Consider the following 13,538-nt stretch of genomic DNA (forward strand, 5'->3'; position numbering starts at 1 on the left):
AACGCCCACGCTTATCGGCTGTATATTTTTAACGAACTGCGCTCAACACTTCCCGTCTTGCGCCTTGCTCGCTGCGATCAGCGAAGCCTTCGATTATGCCACGTTTTTAGAAGAACAGGCAAACTTTTTTTCATCCTCTCGCTTCGATTTGCACCTGACTTCTTTTCAGAAACTTCAGCGCGCTTCGTTTTGAGCGGAGCCTTCGATTATGACACGATTTTTTCAATCCCGTCAAGCCCGAAGGACTTTTTCTCAACCTCTTCCGACTCCCCGCAACCCCCTCTTCAGGAGCCACTCAGCGAGTCGTTTTCTGCTGAGCCTTGGATTATGACCTGCTTTTGACGCCCCGGGCAACTACCTACGAAAAATTTCCGCGTACGGCTGCGCAGCCCTCATTGCCGCGCCGTACGCGTGTTCGCAGGAAGCGGCTGAGGCCAGCTCGTTCGAAACGGGTTGATGTCCAAGCCGCCCCTGCGGGTGTAGCGCGCATACACGGCCAGCTTGGTGGGCTGACAGCGACGCCAGATGTCCGTGAACATGCGTTCCGCACACGGCTCGTGAAACTCGTTGTGGTTGCGAAAGCTCACGATGTATGCGAGCAAGCCAGCTTGATCTATCGCGGGCCCGCTGTAGCGAATCTGGACGCTGCCCCAATCGGGCTGCCCAGTAACAAGGCAATTGCTCTTGAGAAGGCGGCTCGTCAGCGTCTCCGTCACAGGCGCCTGCGTCGCGTCGCTCGAGAGGAGTTCCGGCGTCGGCTGATACTGCGTGCACTCAATATCTAGGCGATCCAGGTCCAACCCCTCGAGTTCGTGCACCGGTTGGCGATCGAACTCACCTGGAGCGACAAGCCTGACGCCGATGCTGGCGGATCGATCACTGCCACGCCAAACCGCTTCGCTCAGATCGGCCTTCAGACGCTCTCGCACGGCTTCGACGTCAGTGAACACGGTGCCGTTGAAGCTATTGAGGTAGAGCTTGAAAGACTTGCTTTCGACGATGTTTGGCGTCTCGCACGGGATCGTGAAATGCGCGATGACCAATTGCGGCTTGCCGCGCGGATTGAGCCAGCTCAACTCGAAAGCAGTCCAGAGATCGGCGCCGAAGAACGGCAATGCATGGCCGGCGATACCGATGGCTTCGCGCTGCGTCGAGCGCGGAATCGGGAACAGCAGGCTGGCGTCGTAGTGATCGGCATACGTCGACTCACGGCCCAGTTGCGACTGTTCGGGGGTGTTATCGAGGCTCATGTGCGCTTTCGACTGTCTGCAGGAAGGGAACCATGTGCTGCAAGAGGATGTCCACGACCTGCGGCGGCAGGTCGTGGCCCATCCCCGGCACTGCGACAAAACGAGCGCCAGGGATGCGCCGCGCCGTGTCCTGACCGCAAGCCATGGGAACCAGTGGATCGGCATCGCCATGCAGCACGAGCGCGGGGCTGGCAATTCGCCCCAACATCGATGCGCGGCCGCTGTCGGCGCCGATGGCCAACATCTGGCGCACGACGCCGGCGGGGCGGTACGCACGACGCAGTGCGCGTCGGATACGTTCGCTCACCACATGATCGTCCTGTGGGTAGGCCGGACTGGAAATCAGGCGGACGAAACCCAGGCCGTGCGCCACGAGCGCCGCTTCCGTCCTGCTGGGTGGACGTCGAATGAGAGCGGCCGCCACATCGGGCCGCGGCCCCGGAAGATTGCGCGCACCGCTCGAACTCATGATGCTGACGAGACTCGCCATCCGCTCCGGCGCGCTGGCGGCGAGCCGCTGGGCGATCATTCCGCCCATGGAGACGCCGACCACGTGGGCATGCCGGACGCCCAGGGCGTCCAGCACACCCAGCGCGTCGTCCGCCATGTCTTGCAAGGTGTAGGCGGAACGCACCGGCAAACCGATGCGCTGCCGCACGCTCTGCCAGATCAGGTTGCCGGTCCCCGCCTCGTCGAAGCTCTGGCTCAGACCGATGTCGCGATTGTCGTGGCACACCACGCGAAATCCCGCGTCGACCAGCGCTTGCACGAACTCATCCGGCCAGGCGATCAGTTGCATACCGAGCCCCATGATGAGCAGGACCACCGGTCGGTCTTCACCTCCCCTGTCCTCGACCTCGATCTGGATGCCATTGGCGGTGATCTTCATAAGGATGTCCGGATGCTGGGTTGATTCAGATGAACTCGCGCTCGCGAAGCCACTTGGTCGCGACCCACTTCTCCCCCGCAAGCACAGGTGCTCCGCCGTGCAAGGTGCGCGTTGCCGGTTCGGGCCGGTCATAACTGAAGAAGACGCCGGTCCCGCGCTTGGGCGCCACTTCGAGCCCGACGTCAGGGAAGGTGGTGCCTCCGCCTTGTTCAGGTTCCTGCAGATACATCACCAGCGTTGCGACGCGCTGGCCGCCGCGACGCAGGATGGTCGGGGTGCCGGGCTCGCCAGGATCGAAGTAGTCGAAGTGCGGGCGGTATTGCGCGCCCGGCGAATAGCGCAGGATCTGCAGCCCTTCGCCGAATTCGAGCGGCCATTGCAGAAGCGCTGCGATACGTTGCTCCAGCCGGGCGACAACCGCGTTCTCGCCGCGTTCGAAAAACATGCCATCGCTGGTCCGATCGACGTTGAGCGCCTCGCCGCCCGTCTGCGTCTCGACCGTGAGCGAGCGCGCAAGCCGCAGGCGTGCAGCGGCGATCAGTGCCTCGCACTCGTCGTCGGAAACAAGATCACCGAACACGATGACGCGCGGGTGCCGCATCGTCTGAAGCACCTGGACCCGGCGATCGCCGGCATCTATATAGAGAGGCGAACCCGACAAGTCCGGCCCCGGCATGTTCTTGCGCGGCGGCTCCGCAACCGCAGCGATCCCGGCGGCACGCGCCTCGATCTCGCCCAAGACGACGTCTGCCACGTTGTCGTGCCACCCGGCGGCGCGCATCGATGCCCGCAGGTTCGGCACGGAATGACCGGCAGCGAGTTGGGCAGCAACCCATTCGCGCAACTCGGGACTGATTTCCTGACTCAGGCTCATGCGGATCTCCTGCGAAATACGAGTCGCTCGGGCTCCGATGCAGCGCTATCGAATGCGTAGCCCTCGAGGTCGAATTTTTCCAGTGCCTTCGGCGTGACGACCTTGTGCAGCACCGCCCAGCGCGCCATCAGGCCGCGCGCGCGCTTGGCAAAGAAGCTCACGATCTTGTAGCCTCCATGATCGCCCTTGGCACCGGTGGCGCCCTTCCATTCCTGGAATACGCATTCCACTACGCGGGCCTTGAGCACCGACTGGTCGACCGACTTGAAGTATTCCTGCGAGGCCAGATTGACGACCACCGGCGTGCGATCGGCAGCCAGCCGTTCATTGAGGTGCTCCGCAATCCGCGGCCCCCAGAAGGCATAAAGGTCCTTGCCATGGCGGTTGGCGAGTTGCGTGCCCATCTCCAGCCGGTAGGGCTGCAAGAGGTCGAGCGGACGCAACACGCCATACAGCCCGCTCAATATGCAGATGTGGTCCTGCGCCCAGGCCAGTTGCGCCTTGGTGAGCGTCTTTGCCTCGAGACCGCCATAGACGTCGCCATCGAAGGCCAGTGCGGCCTGCTTGGCATTCTTCTCGGTGCCTTTGGAGGTCCAGGCAGCGTAACGCGCCACATTGAGTGCCGAGAGCTTGTCCGACAGGTGCATGAGTTCGGCGATCTGCTGAGGCGACTTGTCACGCAGGATCTTGATGAGTTCGGCCGCGGGGCTCCTGGAGCCCTCGAAATGGGGCTGCGTGGCCGGCACCGCATCGGGCACCGCGGTCTCGTAGTCAAGTGATTTGGCAGGGGAAAGCAGAAAAAGCATCGCCGAATTATCTGCGGCAAGGGCTCTCGCGCTGGCAAACCGGGCGAAGCGCTCTGCAGTCGAATAAAATCGTCTCCACCTCCACCCCACAAGCGGCATCCTGCGGGATGCCGTTCGTCTTTGTACCGCCATGAGCGACACCTTGCCCCAACCCGGCCTCGAGAGCCTTTCCAAATCCTTCGAACCCGTTGCCATCGAGGCGCACTGGGGGCCCGAATGGGAGCGGCGCGGCTATTCGGCTGCGGGCTTCCGCGGCACACAGATACCCAAGAACGGCGCGCCCTCCTTCGCGATCCAGCTGCCGCCACCGAACGTCACCGGCACGCTACACATGGGGCACGCGTTCAACCAGACCATCATGGACAGCCTGACGCGCTACCACCGCATGGCCGGCGACAACACGCTCTGGCTGCCGGGCACCGATCATGCGGGCATCGCGACGCAGATCGTCGTGGAGCGCCAGCTGCAGGAACAGAAGGTCAGCCGCTACGACCTGGGCCGCAAGAACTTCGTCGCGCGGGTCTGGGAGTGGAAGGAAAAGTCGGGCGACACCATCACGAACCAGATGCGCCGCATGGGCGACACGGTCGACTGGAGTCGCGAGTACTTCACGATGGACGACAAGCTCTCGAAGGTCGTCACCCAGACCTTCGTGCAGCTTTATGAAGAGGGCCTGATCTACCGTGGCAAGCGCCTGGTGAACTGGGACCCGGTTCTCAAGACTGCGGTCAGCGACCTCGAAGTCGAAAGCGAGGAGGAAGACGGCTTCCTCTGGCACATCGCTTATCCGCTGGAAGACGGTTCCGGCTCGCTCACCGTGGCAACCACCCGCCCCGAGACGATGCTCGGCGACGTGGCGGTGATGGTCCATCCCGAAGACGAACGCTACAAGCACCTGATCGGCCACCGCGTCCGGCTGCCGCTGGTCGACCGGCTGATCCCCGTGATCGCCGACGACTACGTCGACAAGGAGTTCGGCACGGGCGTGGTCAAAGTCACGCCGGCGCACGACCACAACGACTATGCCGTGGGCCTTCGCCACGGCCTTCAGATCATCGGCGTGCTGACGCTCGACGCCGCCATCAACGACAACGCGCCCGAAAAGTACCGCGGCCTCGACCGATTCGTTGCACGCAAGGCAGTGGTCGCCGACCTCGAGGTCCTGGGCCTGCTGATCGAAACCAAGAAGCACAAGCTGATGGTGCCGCGCTGCGCGCGCACCGGCGCCGTGGTCGAGCCCATGCTGACCGACCAGTGGTTCGTCGCCATGACCAAGCCGGATGTCAACGGTCAGTCGATCGCGCAGAAGGCCATCGAAGCGGTTCGCTCGGGCGAAGTGAGCTTCGTCCCCGAGAACTGGGTCAACACCTACAACCACTGGATGGAGAACATTCAGGACTGGACCATCTCCCGCCAGCTGTGGTGGGGCCACCAGATTCCCGCCTGGTACGACGAGGACGGCAAGGTCTACGTCGCGCAGAGCGAAGCCGAGGCACAGGCCCAGGCACCGGGCAAGACGCTCAAGCGCGACGAGGACGTGCTCGACACCTGGTATTCGTCGGCGCTGGTGCCCTTCTCCTCGCTGGGCTGGCCCGATAAGACGCAGGACCTCGACCTGTATCTGCCTTCCAGCGTGCTGGTCACTGGCTACGACATCATCTTCTTCTGGGTCGCCCGGATGATCATGATGACCAAGCATTTCACCGGGAAGGTGCCGTTCAAGCACGTCTACATCCATGGCCTGGTGCGCGATTCGCACGGCAAAAAGATGAGCAAGTCCGAGGGCAACGTGCTCGACCCGGTCGACCTCATCGACGGCATCGCACTGCCCGAACTGCTCGACAAGCGCACCCAGGGCCTGCGCCGTCCCGAGACCGCGCCTGCCGTGCGCAAGAACACGCAGAAGGAGTTCCCGGAAGGGATTCCCGCCTTTGGTGCAGACGCACTGCGCTTCACCTTCGCATCGCTCGCATCGCTGGGCCGCAGCATCAACTTCGACCCCAAGCGCTGTGAGGGCTACCGCAACTTCTGCAACAAGCTGTGGAACGCCACCCGATTCGTTCTGATGAACTGCGAAGGCCAGGACTGTGGCCTCCGGGAGCACACGAAGGAAGAATGCGCCGTCGGCGGGCCGGCCCACGGCTACCTGAAGTTCAGCCAGGCCGACCGCTGGATCGTCTCGCAGCTTCAGCGCGTCGAGGCCGAGGTGACGAAAGGCTTCGAGGAATATCGCCTCGACAACGTCGCCAACGCCATCTACCAGTTCGCCTGGGACGAGTTCTGCGACTGGTACCTCGAGATTGCAAAAGTCCAGATCCAGCAGGGCGACGACGCGCAGAAGCGCGCCACACGCCGCACGCTGATCCGCACGCTCGAAACCCTGCTGCGCCTGGCGCACCCGGTCATTCCCTTCATCACTGAAGAGCTCTGGCAGAAGGTGGCGCCGGTCGCCGGCCGCGAGGGCGCGTCGGTCATGGTCGCGGCCTACCCCCAGAGCCAGCCAGAGAAGATCGACGAGGCCGCCGAGGCCCACGTCGCAAGGCTCAAGTCGCTGGTGGACGCCTGCCGAACGCTGCGCGGCGAGATGAACGTCTCGCCGGCCACGCGCCTGCCGCTCTACGCGGTCGCAGACGACGCAGCAAGCAGCGCGTTCCTGCGTGACGCGGCGCCCGTGCTCCAGGCACTGGCCAAGCTCAAGGAAGTGAAGGTCTTCGACGATGAGGCCGCATGGTCCGCCGCCGCCGAGGCGGCGCCGGTGGCCGTGGTGGGCGATGTCCGCGTCTGCCTGCACATGGAAATCGACAAGGCCGCCGAAAAGGTCCGCATCGGAAAGGAACTCGCGCGCGTCGAGGGCGAGATCGTCAAGGTCAATGGCAAGCTTGGCAACGAAGCCTTCGTTGCCAAGGCGCCGCCGGCGGTGATCGAACAGGAACGCAAGCGGCTGGCGGATTTCAGCGCCACTGTCGAGCGGCTTCGGGACCAGCTTGTGCGCCTCGGCTGACATACGACGAACACAGCGGCCTTTAGTATTCGGGTGCGGCGTTCGCAACGCCGCCCTTCTTCGATTCACCTCCCCTGATCTGACGAAAAACCCATGTCCACCTCCCCGACGCGCATTCGCAAGGCCGTGTTTCCCGTAGCCGGCTTTGGCACCCGTTTCCTCCCTGCCACCAAGGCGCAGCCCAAGGAAATGCTCCCGGTGGTGGACAAGCCGCTGATCCAGTACGCGGTCGAGGAAGCCTATGCCGCCGGCATCCGCGACATGATCTTTGTGACCGGGCGCAACAAGCGCGCGATCGAGGACCACTACGACACGGCCTACGAACTCGAATCGCAGCTCGAAGCCAGTGGCAAGCGCGAACTACTCGATATCGCCCGCTCGGTCATGCCCGACGACATGACCTGCTCCTATGTACGGCAGCCTCGCATGCTGGGACTGGGACACGCCGTGCTGTGCGCGGAGCATCTCGTCGGCGACGAACCTTTTGCGGTCCTGCTGGCCGACGACTTGATGGTCGGCCCGGACGGCGGCGAGCCGATCCTTGCGCAAATGACGCGCGCCTTCGACAAGCTGCGCAGTTCGGTGCTGGCGGTACAGGAAGTGCCACTGGAGCACGTCAAGCGCTACGGCATCGTGGCCGGCGACACGATCGAGGAGGGACTGGTCAAGGTCAATCGCATGGTCGAGAAGCCGAAGCCGGAGGATGCGCCCTCACGCCTCGGCGTTGCGGGCCGCTACATCCTCACGCCCGGTGTGTTCAGTGAGATCCGCAATCAGCCCAAGGGCGCCGGCGGCGAAATCCAGCTGACCGACGGCATCGCCGCGCTGATGAAGAAGGAATCGGTCTACGCCTATTCGTACAAGGGCATTCGCTACGACTGCGGCAGCAAGGAAGGATTCCTGCAGGCCACCGTCGAACTCGCGCTGGCCCACCCCGAAGTCGGCGGCCAGTTCCGCGACTACCTCAAGAGCCTGGAACTGTAGGCGGGCTGACCAGCGGATCGAGGAAGCGAAGCAGTTCTTCGTCGCTGACGGGCGTGAGCGGCAGGCCGAAGGCCTCCTTCAGGTAGGCCACCAGCGTCTGGGCCCACAAGGCGTTCGCGACCACCCCGACATGGTGATCTCCGAGCAGGAGATTGCTGGGCTCGTCTCCGGCAGTGTTCGTGATGCGAAGTGGCCCGAATGCAAAAGTCTTGTCGGAAGGCTTGCCTGACGCGTCGCGAGTGCCCCACCGACTCTCGAACCACGCGAAATCGTCGAAGAAGGCCACGTGCGGATTGCCTGCGGCAATGTCGCGAATCGCCGAATTGAAGTTGTCCAGTGCGATCCTGATGTTGGTCGTGTCCCCAGCAGAGCGCCAACGCTCGAAATTGGCCGGATCGTCTGCTTCGTTGGGGATGCCGATCAGCAGGATGCGCGTCGATGGGTGCGAGGCATGGATCATCTCCACGGCTTTGCGAATCTCGCCCGCGCAATAGGCGATGGTGGCGGGCAACTCCGGGGCCATGGGATCGGCAGCCTGGAGATCCAGCAGACCGGACCAACTGTTGATCCCGATTCGAATCACCACCACCCCGCGCGTCCAGCGCTCCGGATCCTCGTTCATCAGGTCGACAAGACGTGGACCCTGGCGAAAACGGCCGCCCATGAGGTTCGTGCACGCAGCACCGGAATTCGCGAAGTTGTAGAGGTAATCCTCTTTCTCGGGGGCTCGACCGCCGCTCAAGCCGATCCATTCGCGCGCACGTGCCACAACACCGGGCCGCCCCCAGCGAACCCAAGGGCCCAGATCCAGTTCATGCCCTCTCAGGCGGGCCAGCACCTCCGTCCATTGAAAGGTGCGTGCGCGCAAGGGGCCGCCGCGTTCGTTCGAAGTGGCGGGGAACCACTTGTAGTCCTGGTAGGCCTGGCTGTTGGAATCCCCCAGCACTGCAAGAGGGATGGAAGCCGAGGGCGGATTTGGATTTTTAGGGGCCGAACCCATTCCGTCGCTCCACATCGTCAGAGTCAGAACCGCAGCGAGCACGCTCAGCACGAGGGCGCAGGCAGCGATGCGATTGCGTCGCTTCATGGCGGCGGGCCACTTAACGGCGCCGCAGAACGTGAATGAAATCTGTACCGATGGTCTGCTGTTCGACGAGATCGTTGCCCGTCTGGCGCGCGAACGCCTGGAAGTCGCGCACCGAGCCTGCGTCGGTGGACACCACCTTCAGCAGTTCACCGCTTTGCATCTCGTTGAGCGACTTCTTGGCCTTCAGGATGGGCAACGGACAATTGAGTCCGCGGGTGTCGATTTCTTTGTGGATGTGCATGGCGAGTTCCTCCGGCGGCCGAATTCTAGGTGGCTGCCGCATCGGGCATGGGCGCGGCCGGACGCGGCCACTCCATGAATCGAGGCTCGTGGCCGCGCGTACGCAGCCAGTCGGCCAAAGCGTAGCCGGTTCCAGCCGGCCAGCACCGGAGCGCTTCGAGGTCGTAGAGCCGGTAGTCGACCAGTTCGGGCGAGAGCCGCACCTCGCCATCGGCGACCGCATGGTAGGCGATGATCACTTGGTTCATGCGCTGGAAGTCGTAGACGCCAACGAGGTTCAACGCGCTCGCATCGAGATTCGTTTCTTCCTTGATTTCACGCGCGATGCCTTCCTGCGGCGTTTCGCCCGCCTCCATGAAGCCGGTGATCAAGGCGTACATCTTGTGCGGCCATGCGGCGTTGCGCGCCAGAAGCACCTGGCCACGGTATTCGATGATCGCAGCCAGCACGGGCGTCGGATTGTTCCAATGGGTCCAGCCGCAGGAGGGGCAGCGCAGGCGCGACTTCGGGCCGCCGTCTTCCTGCAGTTGGATGTGCGCGAGCGGTGTTGCGCAAGCCGGGCAGAACTTGTGATCGCTCATGGCAGTCAGGCGGGGAACACGCCGGTCGACAGGTATCGGTCGCCGCGGTCGCACACCACGAACACGATGGTCGCGTTCTCGACGGTCTTCGCGATCTCCAGCGCAACCCACAACGCGCCCGCAGCGGAAATGCCGCCGAAGATGCCTTCCTCGCGGGCCAGCCTGCGGCACATTTCCTCGGCGTTGTCCTGGCTCACGTTCACGACCTGATCGACCCGGCTGGGGTCGTAGATCTTGGGCAGGTATTCCTCCGGCCATTTGCGAATGCCCGGTATGCGCGAGCCTTCGTCCGGCTGCGCGCCGACGATGCGCACCGAGGGATTCTTTTCCTTGAGGAAGCGCGAAACGCCCGTGATGGTCCCGGTCGTGCCCATGGCGCTCACGAAATGCGTGATCCGGCCCCGCGTGTCGGCCCAGATCTCCGGGCCGGTGGTCTCGTAGTGGATGCGGGGGTTGTCGGGGTTGGCAAACTGGTCCAGCACCCTCCCCTTGCCCTGCTGCACCATCTGCTCGGCCAGATCGCGGGCGTATTCCATGCCGCCGCTCTTGGGCGTGAGCACCAGTTCGGCGCCGAAAGCCTTCATGGTCTGCGCGCGCTCGACGGAGAGGTCCTCCGGCATGATGAGGACCATGCGGTAGCCCTTGATGGCTGCAGCCATGGCGAGTGCAATGCCTGTGTTGCCGGAGGTTGCCTCGATCAAGGTATCGCCGGGCTTGATCTCGCCGCGCTCTTCGGCGCGCTTGATCATGGAGAGGGCCGGCCGGTCCTTGACCGAGCCAGCGGGGTTGTTGCCTTCGAGCTTGCCAAGAATCACGTTGCCGCGCTTCGCATTGGCATCCGCATCGATGCGTTGCAACGCAACCAGGGGCGTCTTGCCGATCGCGTCTTCAATTGTCGGGTATTGCATGGAGCCACTGTGCCATAATTTTGGGCTGCCTTCCTTCCGTGCCCGGGTGGTGAAATTGGTAGACGCAGGGGACTCAAAATCCCCCGCCGCAAGGCGTGCCGGTTCGATTCCGGCCCCGGGCACCACGGTTCTCATGCCGTGACTCCAGGAAGTATTTCGCGCAAAGGGCGAGTCGCATGCCGGCTCGACGGCGCGGCGCGGCACTTGAATCGCGCGCAAATCTACAATCGTCCGATGGTTTTTCATGATCCCGATTACGCGCCGGACGCGTTCGAAGTCAAGGTTTCCGAACTGCTGGTCGCCACCCCCGAGGGCAGCGACGCACTCATCGACGAGTCGGTCTCCGAGGTCTTGCGCCTGCTACGTGAGCATCTGAGGATGGACGTGGTGTTTGTCTCCGAGTTCGTCGACGGACGGCGCGTTTTCCGGCGCGTCGATACGAGCCCGGAGTCCCGGGTCATCGAGCCGGGCCAGTCCTCGCCGCTGGAAGAATCTTTTTGCCAGCGCGTCATCGACGGGCGCCTGCCGCGCCTGGTCCGCGATGTGGCTGCGCTTCCGACGTTCAGGGAACTGCCGCCGACGGACTTTCCGCTGGGCGCCCATCTGAGCACCCCCATCATCCTCAATGACGGTCGAGTCTATGGCACGCTGTGCTGCTTCAGCTTCGCACCCAATGAGCAATTGACGCAGCGCGACCTCAAGAAGCTGGAAATGTCCGCCCAGCTCACGGCCAAGAAAATCAACGCGCGTCGCGCACGCGATGCAGAAAAGGCCATGGCCGACTGGTCACTCCAGCCGCAGGACGGATCAGCCCGCCAGCGCTGATTCAAGCCCTCGGACGCGGCCGATCAGGAGCCGGACCGAAGACCCGTCTCCACCGTCGGATGGCGCAGGTGCACGCGCAACTCGCGCTTGAGCCGCGTGTTGTCGAGGCGCCGCGATTCGCCCATGAAGCTCAATAGCGACAGTGGAAGCTGTGCCTGCGCCTCCGCGCGCGCGATGCGTGGCGGCCTCGGAAAACCGTACAGACGGGCGGCGAGATCAACGTAGTCGCCCATCTTGAGTTCGCTGTCGTCGCTTGCGTGAAAAACGCGCTGCGGGCCGCCGCGCCACAACGCCGCCACACACGCACGCGCGAGGTCGTCGGCGTGAATGTGATTCGTATAGACGTCATCCTCCGAGCGCAGCACCGGTGTGCCCTTCTTAAGCCGTTCGCGCGGTGTGCCCCCGTCGCGGTCGGGCGCGTAGATGCCGGGAATACGCAGGATGCGGGCCGATACGCCCGCCCGGCCGAGCCAGCGAACGGTGCGCTCGGCATCGACGCGACGGTGTGCCCGGGGCGTATCGGGCCGCACGGCACGCGTTTCGCTGATCCGCGCCCCTCCGCAGTCGCCATAGACGCCACTGGTCGAGCCATAGACGAATGTGGAAGGCAGCGAGCGCAAGCGCAGCACACGCGCCAGGGCCAGAGTCCGCGCATCACGCCACCACTGCGCACCTTCGACGCGAGCGGGCGGCGCGAGGTGCAGCACGCGGGTCGCGAGCCCTGAAAGACGCCTGAGCGTTGTCGGCGCGTCGAGATTCGCAATGATCGGCGTGACGCCCGCCTGTCGCAACAGCGGCGCGCGCGCTGGCGAAGACGTCAGCGCCATCAACCGCATACGGCCCCGCAGAAGGCTGACGGCCCGCAGCCCCACGTCGCCGCAACCGACGATGAGCACGCGCTCGCGGCGGAAGCGCGAGGGCCTCGCGCCGAGAGGGCTGTTGATTGAGGGCAAAATCCATCTCCCTTTTGAAGCAGATTCGAAGAATAACCATGACCAGCGCAGCGCCGAGCGAAGCGGGCTTTCACATTACCGTCGAGCCCAGCGGGCGCCATTTCACCGCACACGCGGACGAAACCATTCTCGCGGCCGGCATTCGCCAGGGCATCGGCCTTCCCTATGGCTGCAAGGACGGCGCCTGTGGTTCGTGCAAATGCAAGAAGCTGTCGGGCACCGTGACGCTGGGCCTGCACCAGAGCAAGGCCCTGAGCAACGAGGAAGAGCTGGCCGGTTTCGTCTTGACCTGCTGCGCGCGGGCAGAGAGCGACGTGGTGCTGGAATCGCGCCAGGTGACCGAAGCCGGGGCATTCCCGATCCGAAAGATGCCGGTCCGCGTGCTCGCACTCACACGACAGTCGCACGACGTCGTGATGCTGCGCCTGCAACTCCCGGCGGGCGAACCGCTGCAGTTCCATGCCGGCCAGTACATCGAGTTCATCCTTCGCGACGGGACGCGCCGAAGCTACTCCATGGCCAATGCGCCACACACGCTGCTGGAGCCTGGCACGGGCATCGAACTGCACATTCGACATCTGCCCGACGGCAAGTTCACGGACCACGTCTTCGGTGCGATGAAGGAAAAGGAAATCCTCCGCATCGAAGGCCCCTACGGCAGCTTCTTCCTGCGTGAGGAATCCGACAAGCCGCTGGTCTTGCTGGCGTCCGGCACGGGCTTCGCGCCGATCAAGGCCCTGCTCGAGCACATGAAGCTCAAGGGCATCGAACGGCCGGCGACCATGTACTGGGGCGGCCGGCGACCCGAGGACCTCTACATGGACGACTGGGTCCGTGCGCAACTCGCGGTGATGCCGAACCTGCGCTACGTGCCCGTGGTTTCGAATGCGGTGCCAGAGGACAATTGGCGGGGCCGCACCGGCTTCGTTCACCGCGCGGTGATGGAGGATTTCAGCGATCTGTCCGGCTATCAGGTATACGCCTGCGGCGCGCCGATCGTGGTCGATTCCGCCAAGCGGGACTACGTCGCGGAGCGCGGCCTGCCCGAGGATGAATTCTTCGCCGATGCCTTCACGACGGAAGCGGACAAAGCCTTGCCCTGACATCGCGCTCAAGCTCAGGGATAGCCATCGGCGCGAC

Annotated in this window: 14 protein-coding genes and 1 tRNA gene; 6 read left to right on the top strand and 9 right to left on the bottom strand. The window is 63.8% G+C overall.

What is annotated here, in order from left to right; translation table 11 throughout:
* A partial coding sequence (locus QTI24_RS19370; RefSeq protein ID WP_286602674.1) for a hypothetical protein occupies nt 1-193 on the top strand: 193 nt, incomplete at its 5' end.
* A gap of 199 nt (nt 194-392) precedes the next feature.
* Here the strand turns inward: QTI24_RS19370 and queF are convergent.
* Genes queF through yaaA form a run of 4 tightly spaced genes read right to left on the bottom strand, consistent with a single transcriptional unit; the run spans nt 393 to nt 3,819 of the window.
* On the bottom strand, nt 393-1,250 hold the full coding sequence (queF, locus tag QTI24_RS19375) for an NADPH-dependent 7-cyano-7-deazaguanine reductase QueF (protein ID WP_286602675.1): 858 nt from the start codon (nt 1,248-1,250) through the stop codon (nt 393-395).
* Nucleotides 1,237-2,139: an alpha/beta fold hydrolase gene (locus tag QTI24_RS19380; RefSeq protein ID WP_286602676.1), complete on the bottom strand. Its 903-nt coding sequence runs from the start codon at nt 2,137-2,139 to the stop codon at nt 1,237-1,239. The genes queF and QTI24_RS19380 overlap by 14 nt, the downstream gene beginning before the upstream one ends.
* A gap of 25 nt (nt 2,140-2,164) precedes the next feature.
* The gene (locus tag QTI24_RS19385) at nt 2,165-3,007 is read right to left on the bottom strand and encodes a 2OG-Fe(II) oxygenase (protein ID WP_286602959.1); all 843 of its coding nucleotides are present in this window, start codon (nt 3,005-3,007) and stop codon (nt 2,165-2,167) included.
* A gap of 2 nt (nt 3,008-3,009) precedes the next feature.
* Nucleotides 3,010-3,819 (bottom strand): peroxide stress protein YaaA, encoded by an 810-nt coding sequence (yaaA, locus tag QTI24_RS19390; RefSeq protein WP_286602677.1) that lies wholly within the window; start codon nt 3,817-3,819, stop codon nt 3,010-3,012.
* 130 nt (nt 3,820-3,949) lie between these two features.
* Here yaaA and QTI24_RS19395 point away from each other — a divergent pair, with 130 nt between their 5' ends.
* Both QTI24_RS19395 and galU read left to right on the top strand, forming a co-directional pair.
* The gene (locus tag QTI24_RS19395; protein ID WP_286602679.1) at nt 3,950-6,820 is read left to right on the top strand and encodes a valine--tRNA ligase; all 2,871 of its coding nucleotides are present in this window, start codon (nt 3,950-3,952) and stop codon (nt 6,818-6,820) included.
* A gap of 93 nt (nt 6,821-6,913) precedes the next feature.
* Entirely contained in the window at nt 6,914-7,804 is an 891-nt protein-coding gene (galU, locus tag QTI24_RS19400; protein ID WP_286602680.1) for a UTP--glucose-1-phosphate uridylyltransferase GalU, read from the top strand.
* Here the strand turns inward: galU and QTI24_RS19405 are convergent.
* Genes QTI24_RS19405 through cysM form a run of 4 tightly spaced genes read right to left on the bottom strand, consistent with a single transcriptional unit; the run spans nt 7,785 to nt 10,620 of the window.
* On the bottom strand, nt 7,785-8,891 hold the full coding sequence (locus QTI24_RS19405) for an SGNH/GDSL hydrolase family protein (protein WP_286602682.1): 1,107 nt from the start codon (nt 8,889-8,891) through the stop codon (nt 7,785-7,787). The genes galU and QTI24_RS19405 overlap by 20 nt on opposite strands.
* A 13-nt stretch (nt 8,892-8,904) precedes the next feature.
* Nucleotides 8,905-9,132, bottom strand: a complete 228-nt coding sequence (locus tag QTI24_RS19410) for a sulfurtransferase TusA family protein (RefSeq protein WP_286602683.1) — start codon at nt 9,130-9,132, stop codon at nt 8,905-8,907.
* A 25-nt stretch (nt 9,133-9,157) separates the two neighbouring features.
* On the bottom strand, nt 9,158-9,712 hold the full coding sequence (locus tag QTI24_RS19415) for an NUDIX hydrolase (protein ID WP_286602684.1): 555 nt from the start codon (nt 9,710-9,712) through the stop codon (nt 9,158-9,160).
* A gap of 5 nt (nt 9,713-9,717) precedes the next feature.
* Nucleotides 9,718-10,620, bottom strand: coding sequence for a cysteine synthase CysM (gene cysM, locus QTI24_RS19420; RefSeq protein ID WP_286602686.1), 903 nt, complete (start codon nt 10,618-10,620; stop codon nt 9,718-9,720).
* A 40-nt stretch (nt 10,621-10,660) separates the two neighbouring features.
* Between cysM and QTI24_RS19425 the strand changes: the two genes are divergently transcribed.
* A tRNA-Leu gene (locus QTI24_RS19425) sits at nt 10,661-10,745 on the top strand.
* A 79-nt stretch (nt 10,746-10,824) separates the two neighbouring features.
* Nucleotides 10,825-11,445, top strand: a complete 621-nt coding sequence (locus QTI24_RS19430; protein ID WP_286602688.1) for a GAF domain-containing protein — start codon at nt 10,825-10,827, stop codon at nt 11,443-11,445.
* 23 nt (nt 11,446-11,468) lie between these two features.
* Here QTI24_RS19430 and QTI24_RS19435 read toward each other — a convergent pair whose 3' ends face one another.
* The gene (locus QTI24_RS19435; RefSeq protein WP_286602690.1) at nt 11,469-12,398 is read right to left on the bottom strand and encodes an NAD-dependent epimerase/dehydratase family protein; all 930 of its coding nucleotides are present in this window, start codon (nt 12,396-12,398) and stop codon (nt 11,469-11,471) included.
* Nucleotides 12,399-12,436: 38 nt separating this feature from the next.
* Between QTI24_RS19435 and QTI24_RS19440 the strand changes: the two genes are divergently transcribed.
* Nucleotides 12,437-13,501 (top strand): CDP-6-deoxy-delta-3,4-glucoseen reductase, encoded by a 1,065-nt coding sequence (locus QTI24_RS19440; RefSeq protein WP_286602692.1) that lies wholly within the window; start codon nt 12,437-12,439, stop codon nt 13,499-13,501.
* The last annotated feature ends 37 nt before the right edge of the window (nt 13,502-13,538 follow it).

This window comes from Variovorax sp. J22P240 (assembly GCF_030316855.1).
Taxonomy (GTDB): domain Bacteria; phylum Pseudomonadota; class Gammaproteobacteria; order Burkholderiales; family Burkholderiaceae_C; genus Variovorax.

What these genes read in the sequence shown, in the direction of transcription:
- queF (WP_286602675.1), bottom strand. Translation starts at nt 1,250, where the DNA reads ATGAGCCTCGATAACACCCCCGAACAGTCGCAACTGGGCCGTGAGTCG.
- QTI24_RS19380 (WP_286602676.1), bottom strand. Translation starts at nt 2,139, where the DNA reads ATGAAGATCACCGCCAATGGCATCCAGATCGAGGTCGAGGACAGGGGA.
- yaaA (WP_286602677.1), bottom strand. Translation starts at nt 3,819, where the DNA reads ATGCTTTTTCTGCTTTCCCCTGCCAAATCACTTGACTACGAGACCGCG.
- QTI24_RS19395 (WP_286602679.1), top strand. Translation starts at nt 3,950, where the DNA reads ATGAGCGACACCTTGCCCCAACCCGGCCTCGAGAGCCTTTCCAAATCC.
- galU (WP_286602680.1), top strand. Translation starts at nt 6,914, where the DNA reads ATGTCCACCTCCCCGACGCGCATTCGCAAGGCCGTGTTTCCCGTAGCC.
- QTI24_RS19405 (WP_286602682.1), bottom strand. Translation starts at nt 8,891, where the DNA reads ATGAAGCGACGCAATCGCATCGCTGCCTGCGCCCTCGTGCTGAGCGTG.
- QTI24_RS19410 (WP_286602683.1), bottom strand. Translation starts at nt 9,132, where the DNA reads ATGCACATCCACAAAGAAATCGACACCCGCGGACTCAATTGTCCGTTG.
- QTI24_RS19415 (WP_286602684.1), bottom strand. Translation starts at nt 9,712, where the DNA reads ATGAGCGATCACAAGTTCTGCCCGGCTTGCGCAACACCGCTCGCGCAC.
- cysM (WP_286602686.1), bottom strand. Translation starts at nt 10,620, where the DNA reads ATGCAATACCCGACAATTGAAGACGCGATCGGCAAGACGCCCCTGGTT.
- QTI24_RS19440 (WP_286602692.1), top strand. Translation starts at nt 12,437, where the DNA reads ATGACCAGCGCAGCGCCGAGCGAAGCGGGCTTTCACATTACCGTCGAG.